Raw genomic sequence first — 22,562 nt, forward strand, 5'->3', positions numbered from 1 at the left:
AGAAGAAGCCCGTCCACTTTATGTGGCGGGCTTCTTTGCAGTTGCACAGACGGAAAGCTCAGGATTAATGTTCTTAAATTCTATATCAATGTCTTCGAAGCCGGCTGCTTTAAAGTCAGCAATCATCTGTCTTCCAAATGATTTGGTTTTCTCAGGACTGGCATCCGCTTCCCGCGGCTGCATCGTAATGGCTGCTTTGCCGCCTGGCTTTAATGCCCGATAAATCTGTTTCATGCCTTTTGTTTGGTCATTCCAAATGGTGTAGTTGTTAACGGAAATCACTTTATCATAAAACGAGGCGGGGAGAGGAAATGTCTCGATGCTTCCTTGTATCAGGCGCACACCCTTGGATTTCACTCTGCGGGCGGCCAGCTTCAGCATGGCCTCTGACACATCAATCCCATGAAGCTGAACATCCTTCTCGCGTTTCAGCATCTGCTGCATGCAGTATCCCGGGCCAAACCCGACTTCTAAAATGCTGTCCCCGCGCGTGATACCCAGCTGATTGATTGTCCACTGATTCAGTGTTTGATTTTCAGCAGCCATGATGTACCCGGCAATCATGCCGATGACGCCCTTTGGCCTGCTGAATCTTCTAGAAAGCATGTTAATCATTCAGCAACCAACCCCCTTTTTGAGTTAATTTCCTCCCAGCGTTCCATGTGAAACATTTTTCTGATAAAGCAATGCGAAGGTGCCAAGCCATGTTTATCCAAAGAGTGTGTGAGGTACACAACAAATAGACATGAAAACAAAGGAGGAGAATCATCATGGCAAATTATCCAAAAGAACTGCCGGCACAAACTCAAAGTCGCCAGCCGGGAATTGAAAGCGAAATGAATCCAAGTCCGGTGTATGAGTACGAGGATTATAAAGGAGCAGACAAATTAAAAGGAAAAGTAGCTCTTATTACAGGCGGCGACAGCGGGATCGGACGCGCGGTTTCCGTCGCTTACGCAAAGGAAGGCGCTGACATCGCCATTGTGTATAAGGATGAGCATGAAGACGCTGAGAAGACGAAGAAACGTGTTGAACAAGAAGGCGTAAAATGCCTGCTGATTGCTGGTGACGTAGGTGAAGAGGAATTCTGCAATGAAGCGGTTGAAAAAACGGTCAAGGAACTAGGCGGCCTTGACATCCTTGTCAACAATGCAGGTGAACAGCATCCGAAGGAAAGCATCAAAGATATTACGAGCGAACAGCTTCACCGCACATTCAAAACAAACTTTTATTCTCAATTTTATTTGACTAAAAAAGCAATTGATTACCTGAAACCGGGCAGCGCCATCATCAATACGACATCCATCAACCCGTACGTAGGGAACCCGACACTGATTGATTATACAGCGACAAAAGGGGCGATCAACGCCTTTACAAGAACAATGGCGCAGGCGCTTGTTAAAGATGGCATCCGTGTAAATGCAGTCGCGCCGGGTCCAATCTGGACGCCACTAATCCCAGCTACGTTCCCTGAAGAAACAGTTGCTCAATTTGGGCAAGATACGCCGATGGGCCGTCCTGGACAGCCTGTTGAGCACGTCGGCTGTTATGTGCTCCTGGCATCAGATGAGTCCTCTTACATGACAGGACAGACCCTGCATGTCAACGGCGGAAACTTTGTGACGACATAAGAGGGAGTGAGACATATGGGCATCACGAAAGAAGAAGTGAACAGCTACTATCAAAAAGCAGGGATTGTATTAACGGACGAGGAAGTAGACCAAATCCAGCTGATGGATTACGGCTTAGGAAAAGAAAGAAAAGTCGGGCTCCAGCTCTTCGTCTACGTCAATACAGACCGTTATTGTTCAAAGGAATTGGTGCTGTTTCCGGGACAGACTTGCCCGGAACACCGCCATCCGCCGGTCGACGGCCAGGAAGGCAAGCAGGAGACCTTCCGCTGCCGCTACGGAAAAGTGTATCTTTACGTAGAAGGAGAAAAAACGCCGCTTCCAAAGGTTCTCCCTCCTCAGGAAGACAGAGAACACTATACGGTCTGGCACGAAATTGAGCTAGAACCGGGCGGGCAATACACGATTCCACCAAACACAAAGCATTGGTTCCAGGCCGGGGAAGAAGGTGCCGTCGTGACGGAGATGTCATCGACGAGCACGGATAAACATGATATCTTTACCGATCCAAGAATATAAGGATGGGCTTAACAGCCCATCCTTTTTGTATTGAAAAAAACAGAATCATCGCTATAATGGGTAAAAAAGGAAAGAGGGCGAGGCAATGTTCACTTGCAAGGTAAATGAGCACATCACCATCCGATTATTGGAGCCGAAGGATGCGGAGCGGCTGGCCGAACTCATTATCCAAAATCAGCAGCGGCTTGGCAAGTGGCTGTTTTTTGCGGAAAATCCAAGCAGCGCTGAAACGTACCGAGAAACAATCATTCCAGATTGGCGGCGCCAGTATGCCGACCTGAACGGCATTGAGGCGGGGCTCCTTTATGACGGCAGCCTATGCGGCATGATCAGCCTGCATAACCTTGATCAAGTGAATCGTAAGGCGGAAATCGGATATTGGATTGCCAAAGAATTTGAAGGGAAAGGCATTATTACAGCTGCCTGCCGAAAACTCATTACGTATGCTTTTGAAGAGCTTGAGCTGAATCGTGTGGCGATCTGTGCGGCTGTCGGAAACGAAAAAAGCAGAGCGGTTCCGGAGCGGCTCGGGTTTCTAGAGGAAGGCAGGGCACGGGACGGCTTATACGTAAATGGCATGCATCACGACCTCGTCTACTACAGTCTGTTAAAGCGTGAATGGGAAGGCGAAAAATAAAGAGCACACTTTCTTGTTTAAATCTTCCCCGGATGTGGAAAAGTAACAGCGGAGACGTTAAAAAGGAGTGATTCGAGATGAATCAGCAAGACATTAAACAAAAAGTGCTTGATGTTCTAGATCACCATAAAGTAGGTTCGCTCGCAACAGTTCAAAAGGGCAAACCGCATTCCCGCTACATGACTTTTTTCCATGACGGGCTGACGATTTACACACCGACAAGCAAGGAAACTCATAAAGCAGAAGAAATTGAGAACAACCCCAATGTCCACATTTTATTAGGCTATGATTGTGAAGGTTTTGGCGACGCATATGTCGAAGTTGCCGGAAAAGCCAAAATCAACAATTCGGCAGAACTCAAGGACAAAATATGGAGTTCCAAATTAGAGCGCTGGTTTGACGGCAAGGATGATCCGAATCTGGTGATTCTTGAAATTGAACCGGAGGATATCAGATTAATGAATGCCGGGGAGAAAACACCGGTCTCACTCGAACTATAAAAAATTTGTGTTTTCAGGGGCGATATGTTATTATGAATAGCTAGTAAGAAAAATAAGCAAATAAAAAAGAAAGTAAACTTCTTTTTTCTGTTTTGAGAGAGAAGCTTACCGCTTCCCAAGCAGCATAACCAGCTGCCCTTATTCTTTTCCTTCATAACAAATCGCCCCTAACGATGAGATGGAAAAAAGACTTTTTTGTTTTACAATTCACACCGGCGCGGCTTCGGAGCCGCAGTGACGATTGAGAGGTAGGGCTTTCGTTGTCTTGTGTTCAAGAAATTTCCATGGTGTTTACTTTCCAGAATGATTCTTCGGAACAATGCTTTATGAATCTAACCCGCCTGACTTGGCGGATGATATAATCTTTATTTGCGTATAGAAAAGAATAAGACAAACCGCCCGGCGTACGCCGGACGGTTTTTTTATTGCAAAAAACACATCGTACTGAAACCTCCTTGTCTTCTTTCCAGTCTTATCTCTAGGATGAAATTGGAGGAAGAATAACGTGCATGTCATTACAACACAAGTACTTTTTATTTTTTGTTTTTTATTGCTGATTCACTCGATAGAAACTTTAGCCTATGCCACAAGGCTTTCCGGGGCCCGCGTTGGATTTATTGCGTCCGCGCTTTCTCTGTTTAATGTCATGGTCATCGTATCCAGAATGTCGAACATGGTGCAGCAGCCCTTTACTGGGCATTTAATTGATGATGCTGGAAAAAACGCACTGGCGATTGTAGGGGAGCAGTTCCGCTTTTTAATTTTCGGATCGACAGTCGGCACCATTTTGGGCATTATCCTGCTCCCGTCTTTTGTCGCTCTTTTTTCACGGGCGATTATTCACTTGGCGGGCGGCGGCGGCTCCGTTTTTCAAGTATTCCGAAAGGGATTCTCGAAACAAGGATTCAAAAATGCCCTTTCCTATTTGCGTCTGCCGTCCATTTCATATGTAAAAGGATTTCATATGCGCTTGATTCCGAAGCGTTTGTTTGTCATCAACATGCTGATCACATCGATTTATACGATTGGCGTGCTTTCGGCTTTATACGCAGGCCTTCTGGCGCCGGAGCGCAGCACGACAGCCGTCATGGCTTCGGGTTTGATCAACGGAATTGCGACGATGCTGCTGGCCATTTTTGTTGATCCTAAAGTATCCGTTCTAGCTGATGATGTGGCAAAAGGAAAACGAAGCTATATCTATTTAAAATGGACCTCTGTCACAATGGTCACATCAAGGGTGGCGGGCACACTCCTCGCCCAGCTCATGTTTATTCCCGGGGCCTACTATATCGCGTGGCTGACAAAGTGGTTTTAATAAGAAAGGCTGGATCATAAAGATCCAGCCTTTTTGCGCTTCCTTATTTATAGTTCCTTAATCCGCGGTCGAACAAAAAATTTCCGAATGGGACGAAAGCGGCGATGAAGCCGGCAGCTGACCATTTCAGCGGCCATTTGACAGAGAAGGTTGCATAAGCCAAGACAAGCAAATACAAAATGAACAACCCGCCGTGAACCGAACCGACAATTGTCACCGCAAGCGGAAGGCCTGCCCAATATTTAAGCGGCATAGCGATGAACAACAGGATTAAGAGTGACATTCCTTCAATAAAACCCATCGTGCGAAGTCTTCCGATCGGCGTGTGCAGCATAAATCGCCCTCCTTGTGGACACGTTTTCATTTTATACTATAAACAATCCGGAGGGGCATATGACAGCTTTTAAAAAATGTTCGGAAAACATTCATTTTTACATGCCTTTTCTAGGGAACTGTACTTGTCATTTACAAAAATACCCGAGATAATGTGTACAAAATCAAAAAAGAAGGATGTTGAAATGAAACTTGACCAGATTGATCTGAATATCATTGAGGTGCTTAAGAAGGACAGCCGTTTGTCGATGAGGGAATTAGGCAGAAAAATTAAGCTGTCGCCTCCATCTGTGACAGAACGGGTAAGGCAGCTTGAATCGTTTGGCATCATCAAGCAATACACGCTGGAGGTCGACCAGAAAAAACTTGGGCTTCCCGTTTCCTGTATTGTGGAAGCAACCGTTAAAAACGCGGATTACGAGCGGTTCAAAAGCTATATTCAAACATTGCCGAATATTGAATTTTGCTACCGGATTGCAGGTGCAGCCTGCTATATGCTGAAAATCAATGCCGAAAGCCTCGAAGCGGTAGAAGATTTCATTAACAAAACATCGCCCTACGCGCAAACCGTCACTCACGTCATTTTCTCAGAAATTGACACGAAAAACGGGCGCGGTTAGAGAGTGCCGCGTGAAGTCTGTTATAATAACAGGATGAGCGCGAAAGAAAGAGAAGTGATCAAGCATGTCAAAAACAGTTGTATTAGCTGAAAAACCTTCAGTCGGCCGGGATTTAGCCCGGGTGCTGAAGTGCCATAAAAAAGGAAACGGTTATCTCGAAAGTGATCAATATATTGTGACCTGGGCTTTAGGCCATTTGGTGACGCTTGCTGATCCGGAAGGCTACGGAAAAGAATTTCAATCATGGCGCCTAGAGGATCTGCCGATTATCCCAGAACCCTTGAAGCTTGTGGTGATAAAAAAAACCGGAAAGCAGTTCAATGCAGTCAAATCCCAGCTTACTCGTAAAGACGTCAATCAGATTGTCATCGCGACTGACGCAGGCCGGGAAGGTGAGCTTGTTGCGCGCTGGATCATTGAGAAAGCGAATGTCCGAAAACCAATCAAGCGACTGTGGATTTCATCTGTGACGGATAAAGCGATCAAGGAAGGTTTTCAAAAGCTGCGCAGCGGCAAAGAATATGAAAACCTGTACCATTCTGCCGTCGCCAGAGCGGAAGCGGATTGGATTGTGGGGATCAACGCCACCCGTGCACTTACCACAAAATTCAATGCCCAGCTCTCATGCGGGCGTGTGCAGACTCCGACGCTTGCCATGATTGCAAAGCGCGAGGCAGACATTCAGGCGTTTACGCCCGTTTCGTATTACGGCATTCGTGCTGCAGTCGACGGCATGACGCTGACGTGGCAGGATAAGAAATCAAAGCAGACGAGAACGTTCAATCAAGATGTAACAAGCCGTTTGCTAAAAAACCTCGAAGGAAAGCAAGCGGTCGTAGCTGAGCTGAAAAAAACAGCGAAAAAAAGCTTTGCGCCTGCGCTTTATGATTTAACGGAGCTGCAGCGTGACGCCCACAAGCGCTTCGGTTTTTCTGCTAAAGAAACGCTTTCTGTCCTGCAGAAGCTATATGAGCAGCATAAGCTCGTCACATATCCGCGGACTGACTCTAGATTTTTATCCAGTGACATCGTCCCAACGTTAAAAGACCGTCTGGAAGGCATGGAAGTAAAACCGTATGCCCAATATGTCAGCCAAATTAAAAAACGCGGCATTAAATCTCATAAAGGATATGTCAATGACGCGAAGGTGTCAGACCACCACGCGATTATCCCGACCGAAGAGCCGCTCGTTCTCAGCAGCCTGAGTGATAAAGAACGAAAGCTGTATGACCTGATTGCGAAACGTTTCCTTGCTGTATTAATGCCTGCATTCGAATATGAGGAAACAAAGGTCATCGCAGAAATCGGCGGAGAAACCTTTACGGCGAAAGGCAAAACCGTGCAGTCGCAAGGGTGGAAAGCCGTTTATGATATGGCGGATGAGGATGATGAGCAGGAGGATGACAGAGACCAGACACTTCCTGCGCTTCAAAAAGGCGACACACTTGCCGTCCGCACGTTAACGGAAACAAGCGGCCAAACGAAGCCGCCTGCCCGCTTTAATGAAGGGACCTTGCTGTCAGCGATGGAAAACCCAAGCGCGTTTATGCAGGGAGAAGAAAAAGGCCTCGTCAAAACTCTTGGAGAAACAGGCGGCCTCGGCACGGTGGCAACGCGTGCCGACATTATTGAAAAACTGTTCAACAGCTTTTTAATCGAGAAAAAAGGCCAAGATATTTTTATCACATCTAAAGGAAAACAGCTCCTGCAGCTTGTTCCGGAGGATCTGAAATCACCGGCCTTAACAGCAGAATGGGAGCAAAAGCTGTCTGCGATCGCGGCCGGCAAATTGAAATCGGCTGTTTTTATTAAAGATATGAAGGCTTACGCTCACCAAACGGTAAAAGAAATCAAAAACAGCAGCCAAACCTTCCGACATGACAACATCACGGGAACGGCATGTCCGGAATGCGGCAAAATGATGCTGAAAGTAAACGGCAAACGCGGGACGATGCTCGTGTGCCAAGATCGTGAATGCGGAAGCAGAAAAACGATTGCCCGAAAAACAAACGCACGCTGCCCGAATTGCCATAAAAGAATGGAGCTTCGCGGCCAAGGCGAGGGCCAAACCTTTGCGTGTGTGTGCGGTCACCGTGAAAAGCTCTCTGTATTTGAAAAACGAAAAAACAAAGACAAAGCGCGTGCTACCAAACGGGACGTATCCTCTTATATGAAAAAACAAAATAAAGATGAGCCGATTAACAACGCGCTGGCAGAACAGCTGAAAAAACTCGGTTTGGATAAATAATAAAAAAACCTGTGCCTATCGCACAGGTTTTTTTAGTGGACTTAGGTCCTGTTTTCTTAATGTTCAAAAAGGGGAAAAAAAGCTAGCAATCTGCATTTTTTTCTTTTATAGTAAATGTACTTTGTAACATGGCAGTCATATTTTCGTCTATAACTATTTGTGAGCGTCTGATTTGCTTCAGGCGACAAAGGGGGATTTGCCTGTGAGGCATGTACTAATTGCTGTCATCTTATTCTTCTTATCTATCGGACTTTCTGCAGGGTGTGCTGAAGCTGGAAACAAGACCCAAAATCAGTCGGCGACAGAAGTGAATGCCAGCCCGCTCCAGCCGGCGGAATATTTCATCTATCACAATTTAATGAATGACAAAGGGCTGATCAAAACCGATTTTTCAGACCAGCCTTCTTACTTGTCGGAATCTCTCGGCCTGTGGATGGAGTTTCTGCTCAGCAAAAATGACGCACCGCATTTCCAGGATCAATATCAGCATCTGACTGATTCATTTCTGATGAGCAATCACTTGGTGACGTGGAAGATTCAAAATGGCCAAGCGAGCGGGACGAATGCGCTGATAGATGATATGAGAATTATGCTGTCTCTTGACCAAGCCGCCGCAAAATGGGGCCGCAGCGACTACGCGCAAACGGCTAGGGATATCGGCACGTCTTTGAAGACATACAATATGAACAATGGGTTATTTACAGACTATTACGACTCACAGGCCGCTTCAAAGGATGTGACGCTTTCATACGTCATGCCTGACGCCTTAGCTGTCTTAAAGAAGAATGGAATCATAGACGAAGACACAGAACAGCGGAATGCCAATGTTCTCTATTCAGCTCCTTTAAAAAATGGCTTTCTGCCGAAGACATACAGCTCGGAGACGAAGGAATACACATATGATAGTGAAATCAACCTGATTGATCAGCTTTACTCTGCTTGGCATTTGCCGGAAGGGGATGAAAAAGCATCTGTTTTAGCGGACTGGATCAAGCAGGAATTTCAGAAAAACGGAAAGCTGTACGGGCGGTATTCGGCAGATACGAAGGAGCCTGCCGTCCAATATGAGTCTCCATCCGTATATGCCTTAGCCGTATTGTTTTTGACAAAACAGCATGAAAACAGTTCTGTCATCAAAGCCATATATGACAGAATGAATGACTTTGAAATTCATGATCCGGTGAAATCGTATTATGGAGGCTATATGAGCGGCACTCAGACGCATTCATTTGACAATCTGCTGCCGCTGTTAGCCGAAAGGAAGCTTTTTAATGAAAATATCATTCAGTGAATCACAAAAATTATTTGCTTATTTTTCAGGGCTCATCGCGGCCCTGTCTTTGTTTATTTATTATGTGTCAGCCCAGCAATCAGAAGGTGCTCTGATCCTTTGCATCACATTTGGCGTCATCGCCGCAGGCATCTGGTTCGGCCCGATTTACGCGCTGGCAGTGACCTTAATCGTACTCTTTGTTCTCGGCACCTTAATGATGTTTTTCCAGACTGGACAGACATCGCTCTTTCCGGCTGAGGAAGGGCTGCGAATGCTTGTCGTGTGGGGAATCGCGCTTTTGCTGTTTTCTTTTATTTCTGGAAGAATCCACGATATTACAGCAGAGCTTCGGCGCTCAATAACACGGCTTCAATCCGAAATCAAAAGCTATGTTGCTGTTGACAGAGTGACTGGTTTTGATAACAAGCAAAGGATGAAGCTGGAACTTTCAGAAGAAATCAAGCGGGCGGAGCGCTACGGCAATTCTTTTGTGTTTTTGCTGCTCCATATGCATTATTTCAAAGAGTTTAAGTCTTTGTACGGTGAAAAAGAAACGGACCGCCTCTTCCAATATGTCGGTCAGCAAATCAGGACAAGCGTTCGGGAAACGGATAAGAAATTCCGTCCCTCTGACGAGCGTATCGGGATCGTGCTGACGCACACGCCTGCTGAACATATGCCGGCCGTTCTGACTAAGCTGAAGAAACAATTGGATACATATCAGCTGGAAAATGGAAAGTATGTGTCGCTTACGTTCCACGTTTGCTATTTGCCCTACCGCAACGATATCAAAACAGCTGATCAATTTTTAGAAGAACTGGAAAACGAGATGATGATGAATGAACTATAAAGGAATCACATTGCTATGCGTCATGATGCTTCTTTTTTTAGCTATTGCGTCTTTTCCCGTTTCTGCGCAAGCGAAAGATCAGGATGCCGGCATTCTCATCATCTACTCAACCTTGGACGGCAAAGAGTCGTCACAAGTCAAAATGCTCGATTTGCTTGCGGGCCACTTTACATCCCATGTGACAGTCAAAAAAGATTCAGACGTTGAAGCATCGGATTTCAAAGGGAAAGACCATGTGATTTATTTCGGCCAAACGAAAAGAAAGCTCAGCAAAAAATTGCTGTCTCTTATCAGCGGCGTAAAAAACCGGTTGTCGCCATTGGCTATAACGCAGGCCAGATCAACCAATTTTCTGGGCTTTCATTAGCCCGCAAAGAAAATGTGTTTCAGGTTCACAGCAGGTCGGAAAAGGCCAATGTGTCTCTGGAAAGCGGGCTTAACGTGCTGAGTGTATCAGGCCTGAAAGGAACGGCGCTTTACACCTTCAAAGCCGATGACGGCACAATACATTCTTTTATATGGAAAACAAAAAAAGGGAATGTGTACATTGGATTAACAAATTTGTTAAATGACAATTTGATCGTGGCAAAACAGCTCAGAGAAGCTTTCGGAGAGAAGGCGGGGACGACGTTATTGTATTTGCGTCTCGAGGATATCAGCCCGATGTCTGATGAAAAATTGCTGCTTCAAGCCGGTATATACCTGCATAAGCGGCATATTCCTTTTATCCTGGCGGTCATTCCGGTTTATTTGAATCCGGAAACAGGCGACAAAGTGTATTTGTCTGATCAACCGAAGATGGTCAAGGTGCTGAAGAAGCTGCAAAGCATGGGCGGCAGTATCATTGTTCACGGCTATACTCACGCTTATCGCTACAGTGAAACAGGAGAGGGCTTTGAATTTTGGGATGCAAAGGCGGATCAGCCGATTACATCCGGAAATGCCGAAGACCCCCCGTCCATTTTGGAGAAAGAACAGGACTTCCCGAACGAACAAGCCTATCACAGCTATCTCGAACCATTTCGGGAAAAGGAAGAAACGTATACAAAACAAAAACTGACGCGTGCCATTGAGGATTTGACATCATCGGGTCTTTACCCGCTGGCGTTTGAAGCGCCGCATTACACGATGTCCGAATATGGCTATCAAATCGCCTCGCAGTATTTTACAAGCATTTTCGGCCAGGTCCAGCTCAGCAGCACAACATGGAAAACATCCGGTGCACCTCCGTTTGTGACTGCTCCTTCGATGCTGCACGGAATGACGCTTTATCCGGAAACGATCGGCTTTGTCGACACATCAAAGCAAAACCCGATCGGTGAGATGGAGGAGCACATCTCCCAGATGATTGATTTTGAAGGCGGAGTAGCCGGAGGATTTTATCACCCGTACCTTGGGATGAAATATCTGCCGGAGCTGGTTGATCAGATGGAACGCATTCCAGACAGTGAATGGCTTGATTTAAAGAAAACGAAACAAACCGTCAAAACAGATAAAGTGGAAATTCATACAAGCGGTGACGGAACGATTCAGGTGAAAAACGGCGTAAGCGCCATTGACGAGTTTTTCGATCATCACCGGCAAACCCCTCTTGAAAAGGCGTTATGGATTCTCTCCGCTGTTGTGCTCTTATTTGTCATCATGTTTGTCAGTTATACGTTTTACTTGAGAGCCACATTGAAAAAACGAATTTTTAAGGAGAGAAGAAGCCTTGGGTAATACGCTGTTCTTTATCTCGCTAAGTTTAATATGGGTTATGCTTCTCTACCACATGTTCCTCATGCAGGGCGGGTTTCGCCACTATATGACCTTCGAACGGAATATCCCGAAGTGGAGAGAAAATATGAAGGAACTGCCGAAGGTCAGCGTCCTCATCCCGGCGCATAACGAAGAGGTTGTGATTCGGCAGACGCTGAAGGCCATGGTCAACCTTTATTATCCGAAGGACCGGCTGGAGATTATCGTCGTTAATGATAATTCATCAGACCGGACGGGTGATATCGTCAATGAATTTTCCGAGAAATACGATTTCATCAAAATGGTGATTACGAAGCCGCCAAATGCAGGAAAAGGAAAATCCTCTGCACTTAACTCGGGTTTTGCCGAATCGAACGGCGATGTGATCTGTGTGTATGACGCCGACAACACGCCTGAGAAAATGGCCGTGTATTACCTCGTGCTCGGCCTGATGAATGACGAAAAGGCAGGCGCCGTGGTAGGGAAATTCCGCGTCATCAATGCGGCAAAGACGCTGCTGACGAGGTTTATTAATATCGAAACGATCTGTTTTCAGTGGATGGCCCAGGGAGGCAGATGGAAGTGGTTCAAAATCGCCACGATCCCAGGCACCAACTTCGCGATCCGCAGAAGCATTATCGAAAAGCTCGGAGGCTGGGATGACAAAGCGCTCGCTGAGGATACTGAGCTGACCATCCGGGTATATAATCTCGGCTATCACATCCGCTTTTTCCCTGCCGCCATCACGTGGGAGCAGGAACCGGAAACATGGAAGGTATGGTGGCGCCAGCGCACCCGATGGGCGCGCGGCAATCAATATGTCGTGCTCAAATTTTTGGCGCAGTTTTTTAAGCTGAAACGAAAACGGATTATCTTTGATTTGTTTTATTTTTTCTTTACGTACTTCCTGTTTTTCTTTGGCGTGATCATGTCAAATGCGATTTTTGTAGTGAATTTGTTTTATGATTTGCATTTGTCTGTTGGATTTTTGGCAATGATTCTCTGGATTTTGGCGTTTTTCTTATTTATGACAGAGGTCATGATTACGTTGAGCATTGAAAAAACAGAAATGAACAAGCAAAACTTTTTTATCGTATTTCTCATGTACTTCACATACTCGCAGGCATGGATTGTGCTTGTTATCTACTCTTTATTCGTAGAAATCAAGCACCGTTTATTCAAGCAAGAGGTCAAATGGTACAAGACAGAACGATACAATCAACATAAAAGCGGGTGACCTTTTTGAAACAAATAATGATTTTTCTCACAAGCTTCATGCTGCTGGCGATGACTGGACAAACGGCTCTTGCCAAAGACGTACAGGTCAGTGGTTCGCTCCTCGGGAAAAGCAGCCAAGAACAAGCCAAACAGCAGGTGCTGACAAGCGAGTTGATTACACTGTATGGATCAAAAGACAGCGCAGAGCTGACGTATCAGATCCCGGCAGGCGCCTCTTCGGGCAATCAGCAATTGGTAATCGAATACGAGGCATCAAATCTTTTAATTTCTCCATCATCGTTAACGGCTGTCATTGATGATGAACCGGTCAAGACGTTAAAGCTTGATGGTGATTCCAAACGGAAAACAGTGAAGCTGAATCTGAATAAAAGCCAGTCTGCGCAAGGCTATCACAACGTATCGCTGAAATTCTACGGCGTAATGAAAGAGGGCGTGTGCGTCAGACAGGATACATCAGGCAACTGGATCAAAATTTATCCGGACAGCCGGCTGACACTTGCTGACAGCAGTGAAGCGAAGGGAACGTCGCTGGACCATTATCCGTATCCTTTCGCCCAATCTGGAAATACAGCTGAAGAAACAGCTATCGTCATTCCGGATAACCCAAGTTCAGCAGAAATAGAAGCTGCTGTTAAAACAGAAGGCTATTTGAAAACGGTGGACAGCAGTGTCAGTATTGCGTATGTCACGGAATCTGAACTGAAAAAAATCGATAAGCCGACGATTGTTATCGGCGTGGACAAGCATTGGAACGGCAAAGTGAAAAAACTGTTGAAACAAGCTGGGCTACAGGCAAAAGGAGAAAACCTTCTGCTTGCGGAGCGGGTGCTGAAAGCAGAGGGCAAGCAGCAGTCGGTTTTGTTTGCGCAAGCTGCGTCCGAGGACGCGCTCACTAAAAAAATCAGCGTGATAACAGATCAGACATATACAGGCCAGCTCAGCGGCGATACACTTTCAATCAGCAAGCTTCAGCAGACTGAAAAAAAAGAAAGCGATAAGCTGACCCTTGAGAATTTTGGAGCGGGCGATATCACAATTGGAGCTGACAAAACATCTTCAGCACATTATTTTTATCCGGCTTCGGCTGTTTTAGATGAAAACCAATCGGCGAAGCTGTCGCTTAAACTGAAAAAGTCTGAAACGATTCAAGCCTCAACGGCTGAAAACGAGTCAGCCTCTCAGGCTGCAGAACTGAAAGTGATGATCAACGGCCAGCCGCACTCGGTCCGGCTTGATGAATTAGGAAAAGAAGATAAAAACGGATTCTATCATGTCACAGTGAAAGTGGACCCTAAGCTGCTGCAAAAAAACCGCTACATTGATATTCAGTTTGTCACGATCGGTTTAAAGGAAAACAACCCTTGTAATACGACTGATGAAGAAAAGTGGGTTTTTATCGATAAAAACAGTACATTATCATACGCTATCAAAGGCATGTCTCCTTCAGCGGATTTTCAAGAGTGGCCGCTTCCTTACGCCGGAAACCAGGATCAAACAACGTTAATCGTGCTTCCTGACACCGTAAGCCAATCGAAGCTTGAGGAGCTTTCTCTCGTGACGGAATCCTTTGGCAGCGAAGCACAGCATTCATATACGGTAAAGAAATCATCTGACGTTACAGCAAATGATGCGAAAGGACGAAACCTCATTTTCATAGGAGGGATCAATCAATTTTCTCTTCTGAAGGAGAAATCATCAGATCTGCTTGTGCCGCAGGAAAAGAACGGCTCGTTTGATGTATCTGGTTTCGAGATGCTGAATGAGACGACAAAACAAGTGGTATTTACCCAAGCATCGGTTTGGGATTCACGCTATACAATGGCTGTCTTTGCACCGTCAAAAGGAGATGGCACGGCTGTCACAAAAGAGATCATCAGTTATCTGAACAGCAACGATGAGTCGGCAACCGTCCTTAATGAAACAAACAGCCAGCAGGTGTTTACAAACCACCAGCAGCTCAAATCGGAAACAAACAGTTCCGATGCAGAACAACCAACACAGGATCATAGCCAGAAATGGATGTATATTGGTGTGCTGGCACTCATTATGGTGGTTGCGGCAGTGTTCATTTGGATTGCCGTAAGACGCAGAAAAAGAAAGACAGATACAGAATAAAACAGAGGCGATTTTAGCCTCTGTTTTTTTATTTTTGGTAAGTAAATTCCATTTGTGGAACCTGTCATTTTATTTTTTTCTCTCAGCCAATAAGCCTCTTTACAACGTGCGGGAACGGGAGTATGATCTCTTTTAGAAAACAAATCGCTTAATCTGAAATCAGAGCGGGGGACCCAATAGAACGGCTTTTTGCCGTTGGGGTGAATCCTTTTTAGGTAGGGCTAACTCTCATATGCCCGAATCCGTCAGCTAACCTCGTAAGCGTTCGTGAGAGGAGATGAATGAAACCTGTGTTCGATGTTATGGCACAGGGGCATCCGTTTGCCTCTGTGTTTTTTGTTGTTCATTTTTGAATGCAAATCGCATACAGAGACATCATAGCAGAAAGGACTATCATCAACATGTGAGAGCAAGACACTGATGTTTTATTGTTTTAATTGAAAAATGAGAAATTAAAAGGGGAAGACATCGATGTATCATTCAATCAAACGTTTTTTGATTGGGAAACCACTAAAATCCCAAGCAGCTGGAGAGCAAAAACTGACGAAATTAAAAGCCTTGGCTATGCTTTCCTCAGATGCGCTGTCATCTGTTGCATATGGGACAGAACAAATTCTAATCATTTTGGCAACAATCAGTGCTGCCGCATTTTGGTACTCCATTCCGATTGCGGTTGGCGTTCTCATATTACTGCTCGCACTGATTCTTTCATACAGGCAAATTATTTACGCTTATCCGCAGGGCGGCGGGGCGTATGTCGTTTCTAAAGAAAATCTCGGTGAAAAACCGGGATTGATTGCGGGCGGTTCATTGCTTGTTGATTATATTTTAACAGTAGCGGTAAGTATTTCCGCCGGCACGGACGCCATCACGTCAGCCTTTCCTGCATTGCATGATTATCATGTGCCGATCGCTATTTTTCTCGTGTTAGTGATTATGATTTTGAACCTGCGCGGTCTTTCGGAATCGGCATCCATTCTTGCCTACCCGGTTTATCTGTTTGTGGTGGCGCTTTTGGTTCTCATTGCAGTCGGGTTGTTTAAACTCATGACAGGACAAATAGACCAGCCAGCCCATCATACACCGCTAGGCACACCTGTAGCCGGCATTACGCTGTTTTTGCTGCTTAAGGCTTTTTCCTCCGGATGCTCAGCGTTGACCGGGGTTGAGGCCATTTCTAATGCGATTCCTGCATTCAAAAACCCGCCTGCGCGAAACGCGGCAAGAACGCTTGCGATGATGGGGATTTTGCTGGCGATCTTGTTTTCCGGCATCACGGTGCTCGCGTACGGGTATGGTACGGCGCCGAAGCCTGATGAAACAGTGGTTTCACAAATTGCGTCCGAAACCTTCGGGCGGAATGTGTTCTATTATGTCATCCAAGGTGTCACATCGCTTATTTTGGTCCTTGCGGCAAATACGGGATTTTCAGCCTTCCCGCAGCTTGCCTTCAACCTGGCGAGAGACCAGTATATGCCGCGAATGTTTACTGTCAGGGGCGACCGCTTAGGCTTCTCAAATGGGATTATCTTTTTAGGCTTTGCGTCCATTGTTCTCATTATCTTATTCGGAGGACAGACGGAGCACTTAATCCCGTTATATGCTGTGGGCGTATTTATTCCATTTACGCTTTCACAAACCGGCATGTGCATGAAATGGATCAAGCAAAAACCAAAAGGCTGGATCGGAAAAATGCTGATCAACTCCTGCGGTGCTCTGATATCGTTTATGGTTCTATCCATTCTGTTTGTGACGAAGTTTAATGTCGTATGGCCTGTGTTAATCTTTATGCCTATCGTCGTTTTGCTGTTTTTTGCGATTAAAAATCACTATACAGCGGTTGGTGAACAGCTTCGCATCGTAGACAAAGAGCCGGAAGAAATCAAAGGCACCGTTGTGATTGTGCCTGTGGCCGGTGTCACCACCGTCGTGCAAAAATCGATTCACTATGCGAAATCACTGTCCGATCAAGTGATCGCCGTTCACGTGTCATTTGACAGAGAACAGGAAAAGAAATTCGAAAAACGCTGGGAAGAGCTTAATAACGGCGTGCGTCTCGTTACGCTTCACTCCTCGTACAGAAGCCTTGTCCATCCGTTTGATAAGTTTTTGGAAACAGTTGAGGCAAAAGCGAAGAAGGAGCAGTTTTCCGTTATGGTGCTGTTTCCGCAATTTATAACGAAAAAACGCTGGCACACCATCCTTCACAACCAATCGGCCTTTCTCCTCAGAGTCCGGCTGTTCTGGAAAAAGGACATAATGGTTGCCACACTGCCATATCATTTTAAAAAGTAAAGCTCTAGGACCAAGGGAATCACCTTGGTCCTTTTTTGCGGGAAAAGGAGGTATGGCGGTGTATACACAAGGTGCTTTTGTGATCGTATTGAACGAAAGTCAGCAAATTCTGCTGGTGAAACGAAAAGATGTCCCTCTATGGGATTTGCCGGGCGGCAGGGTTGATCCCGGGGAATCGGCTGAGGAAGCGGCAGTGCGGGAGGTATTGGAAGAAACGGGATACAATGCAGCGCTTTCTGCGAAAATAGGTGTTTACCAAAGGCCAAAGTTTCAAGATGAACAGCATCTGTTTTTCGGAAGCATAACAGGCGGACAAGCAGTGGCTGACGGCACAGAGACAGCGGGATTAAAGTGGGTTTCCCCGGGGCGTTTGCCGCTTTTTATGGTGCCGAATCGAAAAAGGCAGATCAATGATTTCAAGAACGGCGCTCAAGATGTAAATGTCACCGTTAAGGATAGAGGGTTGCTCGCGGCGATCGACCTGTTGAAAAGAAGACTTGGCAAGTGATTCAGGTCTCCGGGTTTTAAAGCCTTTCTCCTGTGGTATTGAAAAAAGGAAAAAGGAGGATACGTTATGGCACATAAAACTGCAGGACAAGTAATGACAGAGCTGCTTGAGCAATGGGGAGTTGATCATGTATACGGCATCCCCGGAGACAGTATAAATGAGTTTATTGAAGAATTAAGACACGAAAGAAATCAACTGAAGTTCATTCAAACCCGCCACGAAGAGGTAGCGGCACTGGCAGCCGCAGCTGAAGCAAAACTCACCGGCAAGATCGGAGTCTGTCTGTCAATCGCAGGGCCGGGAGCGGTGCACTTATTAAATGGTTTATATGATGCAAAAGCGGACGGCGCCCCTGTGCTGGCGATTGCAGGACAGGTTTCTTCTGGCGAAGTCGGACGGGACTATTTCCAGGAGATTAAGCTGGAGCAAATGTTTGAGGACGTGGCTGTGTTCAACAGAGAGGTACATAGCGCAGAATCACTTCCGGATCTCTTAAATCAGGCGATCAGGACCGCCTACAGCAAAAAAGGCGTTGCGGTATTGAGCGTGTCAGATGATTTGTTTGCGGAGAAAATCAAACGGGAGCCCTTGTATACTTCACCAGTGTATATTGAAGGGAACCTTGAACCGAAAAAAGAACAGCTCGTCACCTGCGCCCAATATATTAATAACGCTAAGAAGCCGATTATCCTGGCAGGGCAGGGAATGAAAAAGGCGAAACGGGAGCTCTTAGAATTTGCGGACAAAGCCGCCGCTCCGATCGTTGTTACACTCCCGGCAAAGGGTGTTGTTCCCGATAAGCACCCGCATTTTCTCGGCAACCTCGGTCAGATTGGAACAAAGCCGGCTTACGAGGCAATGGAGGAATGTGATTTATTAATCATGCTCGGAACGTCATTCCCGTATCGTGATTATTTGCCTGATGACACACCGGCGATACAGCTCGATTCAGACCCGGCAAAAATCGGAAAAAGGTATCCGGTGACAGCGGGCCTTGTCTGCGATTCGGCTCTCGGTCTGCGCGAATTGACAGAGTATATTGAACGCAAGGAAGACAGAAGATTCCTGAATGCCTGCACAGAACATATGCAGCATTGGTGGAACGAAATTGAAAAAGATGAGACAGAGGCAACAACACCGCTTAAACCTCAGCAGGTCGTGGCCCGTCTTCAGGAAGCGGCAGCCGATGATGCGGTGCTCTCTGTAGATGTCGGAACTGTGACAGTCTGGATGGCGCGTCATTTCAAAATGAACGCGAACCAGGATTTCATCGTCTCCAGCTGGCTTGCGACAATGGGCTGCGGCCTGCCGGGAGCGATTGCAGCAAGCTTGTCCGAACCGGAACGCCAGGCGATCGCCGTCTGCGGTGACGGGGGATTTTCTATGGTCATGCAGGACCTTCCGACCGCCGTCAAATATAAGCTCCCGATCACAGTCGTCATTTTAAACAACGAAAATCTCGGCATGATTGAGTACGAGCAGCAGGTCAAAGGCAATATCGACTATGTCACAAAACTTCAAAATGTCGACTATGCCGCATTTGCAGAAAGCTGCGGAGCAAAGGGCATCAAAGTGACCAAAGCGGAAGAGCTTGCGCCGGCTTTCCATGAGGCGCTGCACTCTGACCAACCGGTCGTAGTGGATGTCATGATTGGAAACGAACCGCCGCTGCCTGGCAAAATCACCTACGGGCAGGCGAAAGGTTTTAGCAAGTACATGCTGAAAAACTTCTTCGAAAACCAAAAATTTGAAATGCCGTCACTGAAGAAAAGTTTGAAACGGTTATTCTAAAAAAACAGAGGCCCCAAAAGGCCTCTGTTTTTTGTTGGAAACAAACGTATTTTCAGCTATAACATGTTTGAATTCATAAAATGATCGGTGTATGTATTAGGAACTGATTTCGCCATTCTCGAAACAGACAAAAGGACAAATGCATCTTGTTTCAAAGCAATGAGATGCATTTGTCCTTGTATGTTTATTCTTATCAAATCTTACAGAACTCTTCTCATAATAGGGTTATTTCTCTTTTTTCTTCAGCCCGAAGAAGAAAGGAAAAGCAGAACCGACCAAGAAGGTGCCGAATAAAAACATGCCGCCGATAAACACGTGGAAATTTGTGTGTCCGGCCGTAAACGCCGTGATTAGGGAAATAATACTGAGCACGATCATGGCAATGCCGGGCGCGACTCTCATTTTTCCCTTGGATCTATGGGCAGCAACAGAACATAAAATGCCGATAACAATAGGAACAATCCACAAATAAAACAGAATAAATACTGACATCATCAAAACTCCGATTTTTCTTCTATCATAACAAATTTCTGTCAAAAAGGGTATCAATGAGCTTTTGCGAAAAAATAAAAACCGGCTTTAGAAGCCGGTTTTTTTATCGAAACGTATCTACAATTAAAAACACATTCAAAGCAACGATCAATACAGCAATCAGCCAAGACACCACTGTGATCCATTTGGCGTTGATCAGAGATCCCATGATCCGTTTATTGCTTGTAAACATAATAAGCGGAATGAGGGCAAAGGCGATCCCGAAGGACAGCACGACCTGGCTCAGTACGAGAGCGGTCGTCGGATTAACACCTGACGCGATGATCAAGATCGGCGGAATGATCGTGATAAAACGCCGTACATACAGCGGAATGCGGTAGTTGATAAATCCTTGCATAATCACGTCGCCTGAAAGTGTGCCGACAGACGAACTGGATAGACCGGCAACGAGCAGCCCGATCCCGAATAAAGCCGCAGACATAGGGCTGACAAGATGTCCGAATTGCTGAAATGCGACGTCGAGATCCTCAACAAACAGGCCGTTTTTGAAGAATAATGCGGCAGCCACAATCAGCATACTTGCATTAATAGCCCCTGCAATCAGCATCGCTATTAAAATATCAATAAATTCAAACCTAAAGATTTTCTTCCGTTCTGCATCAGTTTTGCCAACCACCCGCCGCTGTGTAAGGGCAGAGTGTAAATAAATGGCGTGCGGCATAACAGTTGCGCCAAGAATACCCGCTGCAAGAAGCACACTGTCGGTGCCATGAAACGCCGGGACAAAAAGGCCCTTCATCACTGACACGGCATCAGGCTTTGCGAAAAAGGTCTGCAGCGCAAAGGCGATCACGACCACAAACAGCATACCGGCAATACCGGCTTCAAGTGAGCGATAACCGCGGCGCTGAAGCTCCAATATCGCGAAAGAACCGATCGCCGCAATAATAGACGCTTCAAGCATCGGAATGCCGAACAGCAAATACAGTCCCAGAGCCGCTCCGATAAATTCCGCCAGATCAGTTGCGATAATGACCAGCTCGCCCTGAATCCATAATCCGATCGAGACAGGCTTCGGGAATTCTTCACGGGCAACCTCAGGCAGGTTTTTGCCTGTCGCAATACCGAGTTTGGCGGATAGGGATTGAATTAAAAGGGCCATGATATTGGAAAATAAGATCACCCATAAGAGCATATATCCGTATTTAGAACCCGCCGAAATATTCGTTGCGAAGTTGCCGGGATCAATATAGGCAATGGCTGCTATAAATGCAGGGCCGAGAAAAGGGAGCAGCCCTCTGAATCCTCTGATTTTCCCGTCAAGCGCATCTTGGACGGCTTTGGAACGGGGAGATTGTGCTGTGATGTCCTTGTTCATCATGTCTCACCTGAATTCTGTTTGTTTTTGCCGTACAACAAAGAGTTTCCTTAAGGCAAATTATTTTATCTACATCATATGACCATCCCGGTTTCTTGTCAACCGAAAATGTTCAAAATACACTTCTGAATTTTTCCCTGTTATGTAACATGATATGTAGGGATTCGGGATAAGGTCCCATATAAAAAGACATCGTTTCAGTTCGAAACGATGCCTTCTGTATCTAATGAGTCTAGGCTTCCTTCCGCAGCCCGCGGAATATAAGGCCCAGCAAGAATACGAAGATGGCTGCCCCGATGATGGCAGGGAAAATAGCAAAGCCGGCGAGGCTCGGTCCCCATGTGCCAAGAAGTCCGTGCCCGATCCAAGCGCCGATCAGCCCGGCAATCATAGAGCCGAAAATTCCTCCCGGCAGCCGGTTTCCTACAATGGCGCTCCCAATTAATCCGATAACAATAGCAACAACTAATGAAACCAAAAAGCTAAGCATCATGATCACCTCTCATAAATGATTTACCAATCAATAACCGCTCCTGATCATTTCGAAACACTTGAAAGCATATTCCTTTATGATCCTGTTTTAATCTTTCTCTGCACACTGCCGTCAGCTAAATGAACAATGACCTCAGTGCCTTTATGCGCCGCGATTTCCTTTGCCCGTTCAATCGCTTCTTTCTTTGTATCCTTGATTTCAGACACACGTTTGGCGCCCTCGGCTTTGACTGCCCAGCCTTTTTTATGCTTAATAACATGCTCTGCTTTATTCATGAGCTCGGGGCCGCTGCCGCTGCTTGGATCAGCATCGCGTTCTGTCTCATCATCATGCGTCAGGAAATCATCAATTTCATCTGTAGAGGCGTTTTCCGCCCATTCCTTCGCTTTGCTTGTCGCAATTGGAATCGCGCGCCCTTCCTCATAGCCTTCATCAATCATCGCATTCGCAATGTCTATCGCCTTTTTTCTCACCGGCTTCTCAAGATTTTTTAATGAAGCAGGATAATCCTTCATCGACCAAGGCATGTCCATCACTCCTTTTCCTTTTATAAAAATGGTACCCGCAGGTGAAAAATAAAAACGCATC

The 22,562-nt window shown here is 46.1% G+C and carries 21 protein-coding genes, 1 pseudogene and 1 riboswitch; of the genes and pseudogenes, 15 read left to right on the forward strand and 7 right to left on the reverse strand.

From position 1 onward, the window contains the following. Window positions 1-18 precede the first annotated feature (18 nt). Window positions 19-615, reverse strand: coding sequence for a class I SAM-dependent methyltransferase (locus tag SB658_RS15450; RefSeq protein ID WP_186437842.1), 597 nt, complete (start codon window positions 613-615; stop codon window positions 19-21). 155 nt (window positions 616-770) lie between these two features. Here SB658_RS15450 and SB658_RS15455 point away from each other — a divergent pair, with 155 nt between their 5' ends. From SB658_RS15455 to amj, 5 genes are all read left to right on the forward strand, one after another. Beyond that, window positions 771-1,631, forward strand: coding sequence for an SDR family oxidoreductase (locus SB658_RS15455; protein ID WP_003234401.1), 861 nt, complete (start codon window positions 771-773; stop codon window positions 1,629-1,631). A 15-nt stretch (window positions 1,632-1,646) separates the two neighbouring features. Then, window positions 1,647-2,150, forward strand: a complete 504-nt coding sequence (gene lyxE, locus SB658_RS15460; RefSeq protein ID WP_003234400.1) for a D-lyxose ketol-isomerase — start codon at window positions 1,647-1,649, stop codon at window positions 2,148-2,150. A gap of 85 nt (window positions 2,151-2,235) precedes the next feature. Continuing rightward, complete coding sequence (locus SB658_RS15465) at window positions 2,236-2,787, forward strand: GNAT family N-acetyltransferase (RefSeq protein ID WP_003234398.1); 552 nt, start codon at window positions 2,236-2,238, stop codon at window positions 2,785-2,787. Between the two features lie 77 nt (window positions 2,788-2,864). After that, window positions 2,865-3,287, forward strand: coding sequence for a pyridoxamine 5'-phosphate oxidase family protein (locus SB658_RS15470; RefSeq protein ID WP_003234396.1), 423 nt, complete (start codon window positions 2,865-2,867; stop codon window positions 3,285-3,287). A 505-nt stretch (window positions 3,288-3,792) separates the two neighbouring features. Beyond that, entirely contained in the window at window positions 3,793-4,602 is an 810-nt protein-coding gene (amj, locus tag SB658_RS15475) for a lipid II flippase Amj (protein WP_003234394.1), read from the forward strand. A 43-nt stretch (window positions 4,603-4,645) separates the two neighbouring features. Here the strand turns inward: amj and SB658_RS15480 are convergent, their stop codons facing one another. Then, window positions 4,646-4,936, reverse strand: a complete 291-nt coding sequence (locus SB658_RS15480) for a DUF3817 domain-containing protein (RefSeq protein WP_003234392.1) — start codon at window positions 4,934-4,936, stop codon at window positions 4,646-4,648. 184 nt (window positions 4,937-5,120) lie between these two features. Between SB658_RS15480 and lrpC the strand changes: the two genes are divergently transcribed. The 10 genes and pseudogenes from lrpC to SB658_RS15530 all read left to right on the forward strand — a co-directional run bounded on the left by lrpC (window position 5,121) and on the right by SB658_RS15530 (window position 19,611). Continuing rightward, complete coding sequence (lrpC, locus tag SB658_RS15485; protein WP_032677491.1) at window positions 5,121-5,555, forward strand: transcriptional regulator LrpC; 435 nt, start codon at window positions 5,121-5,123, stop codon at window positions 5,553-5,555. A 64-nt stretch (window positions 5,556-5,619) separates the two neighbouring features. Then, window positions 5,620-7,803, forward strand: a complete 2,184-nt coding sequence (locus SB658_RS15490; protein WP_003234388.1) for a DNA topoisomerase III — start codon at window positions 5,620-5,622, stop codon at window positions 7,801-7,803. 202 nt (window positions 7,804-8,005) lie between these two features. After that, complete coding sequence (locus SB658_RS15495; RefSeq protein ID WP_015715260.1) at window positions 8,006-9,094, forward strand: hypothetical protein; 1,089 nt, start codon at window positions 8,006-8,008, stop codon at window positions 9,092-9,094. Next, window positions 9,075-9,926, forward strand: coding sequence for a cyclic-di-GMP receptor EpsK (epsK, locus tag SB658_RS15500; RefSeq protein WP_003234384.1), 852 nt, complete (start codon window positions 9,075-9,077; stop codon window positions 9,924-9,926). Before SB658_RS15495 ends, epsK begins: the two co-directional genes overlap by 20 nt. Window positions 9,927-9,936: 10 nt before the next feature. Beyond that, window positions 9,937-11,645: pseudogene (locus SB658_RS15505) on the forward strand (DUF2334 domain-containing protein). Continuing rightward, entirely contained in the window at window positions 11,638-12,900 is a 1,263-nt protein-coding gene (locus SB658_RS15510) for a glycosyltransferase family 2 protein (protein ID WP_003246697.1), read from the forward strand. Before SB658_RS15505 ends, SB658_RS15510 begins: the two are co-directional and overlap by 8 nt. A gap of 5 nt (window positions 12,901-12,905) precedes the next feature. Next, complete coding sequence (locus SB658_RS15515) at window positions 12,906-15,017, forward strand: cellulose biosynthesis cyclic di-GMP-binding regulatory protein BcsB (RefSeq protein WP_015715261.1); 2,112 nt, start codon at window positions 12,906-12,908, stop codon at window positions 15,015-15,017. Between the two features lie 135 nt (window positions 15,018-15,152). After that, window positions 15,153-15,296: riboswitch (cyclic di-AMP (ydaO/yuaA leader) on the forward strand. Window positions 15,297-15,488: 192 nt separating this feature from the next. Next, on the forward strand, window positions 15,489-17,312 hold the full coding sequence (kimA, locus tag SB658_RS15520; protein WP_003234374.1) for a potassium transporter KimA: 1,824 nt from the start codon (window positions 15,489-15,491) through the stop codon (window positions 17,310-17,312). A 58-nt stretch (window positions 17,313-17,370) separates the two neighbouring features. Next, window positions 17,371-17,820 carry an NUDIX hydrolase gene (locus SB658_RS15525; RefSeq protein WP_015715262.1) on the forward strand — a complete coding sequence of 150 codons (450 nt, stop codon included), beginning with the start codon at window positions 17,371-17,373 and terminating at the stop codon, window positions 17,818-17,820. 66 nt (window positions 17,821-17,886) lie between these two features. Further along, window positions 17,887-19,611: a pyruvate oxidase gene (locus tag SB658_RS15530; protein ID WP_003234370.1), complete on the forward strand. Its 1,725-nt coding sequence runs from the start codon at window positions 17,887-17,889 to the stop codon at window positions 19,609-19,611. Window positions 19,612-19,667: 56 nt separating this feature from the next. Here SB658_RS15530 and SB658_RS15535 read toward each other — a convergent pair whose 3' ends face one another. The 5 genes from SB658_RS15535 to SB658_RS15555 all read right to left on the reverse strand — a co-directional run bounded on the left by SB658_RS15535 (window position 19,668) and on the right by SB658_RS15555 (window position 22,501). Beyond that, complete coding sequence (locus tag SB658_RS15535) at window positions 19,668-19,808, reverse strand: hypothetical protein (RefSeq protein WP_128992274.1); 141 nt, start codon at window positions 19,806-19,808, stop codon at window positions 19,668-19,670. Window positions 19,809-19,836: 28 nt separating this feature from the next. Further along, on the reverse strand, window positions 19,837-20,103 hold the full coding sequence (locus tag SB658_RS15540; RefSeq protein ID WP_021481716.1) for a hypothetical protein: 267 nt from the start codon (window positions 20,101-20,103) through the stop codon (window positions 19,837-19,839). Between the two features lie 103 nt (window positions 20,104-20,206). Next, a complete protein-coding gene (locus SB658_RS15545; RefSeq protein WP_003234364.1) occupies window positions 20,207-21,484 on the reverse strand; it encodes an Nramp family divalent metal transporter in 1,278 nt (425 codons plus the stop codon). 229 nt (window positions 21,485-21,713) lie between these two features. Next, window positions 21,714-21,971, reverse strand: a complete 258-nt coding sequence (locus SB658_RS15550) for a GlsB/YeaQ/YmgE family stress response membrane protein (protein ID WP_003246519.1) — start codon at window positions 21,969-21,971, stop codon at window positions 21,714-21,716. Window positions 21,972-22,048: 77 nt separating this feature from the next. Then, window positions 22,049-22,501, reverse strand: coding sequence for a DUF2188 domain-containing protein (locus tag SB658_RS15555; RefSeq protein ID WP_003246574.1), 453 nt, complete (start codon window positions 22,499-22,501; stop codon window positions 22,049-22,051). Between the last annotated feature and the right edge of the window lie 61 nt (window positions 22,502-22,562).

Source organism: Bacillus sp. SIMBA_008, assembly GCF_046535495.1.
GTDB classification, from domain to species: Bacteria; Bacillota; Bacilli; order Bacillales; family Bacillaceae; genus Bacillus; species Bacillus subtilis.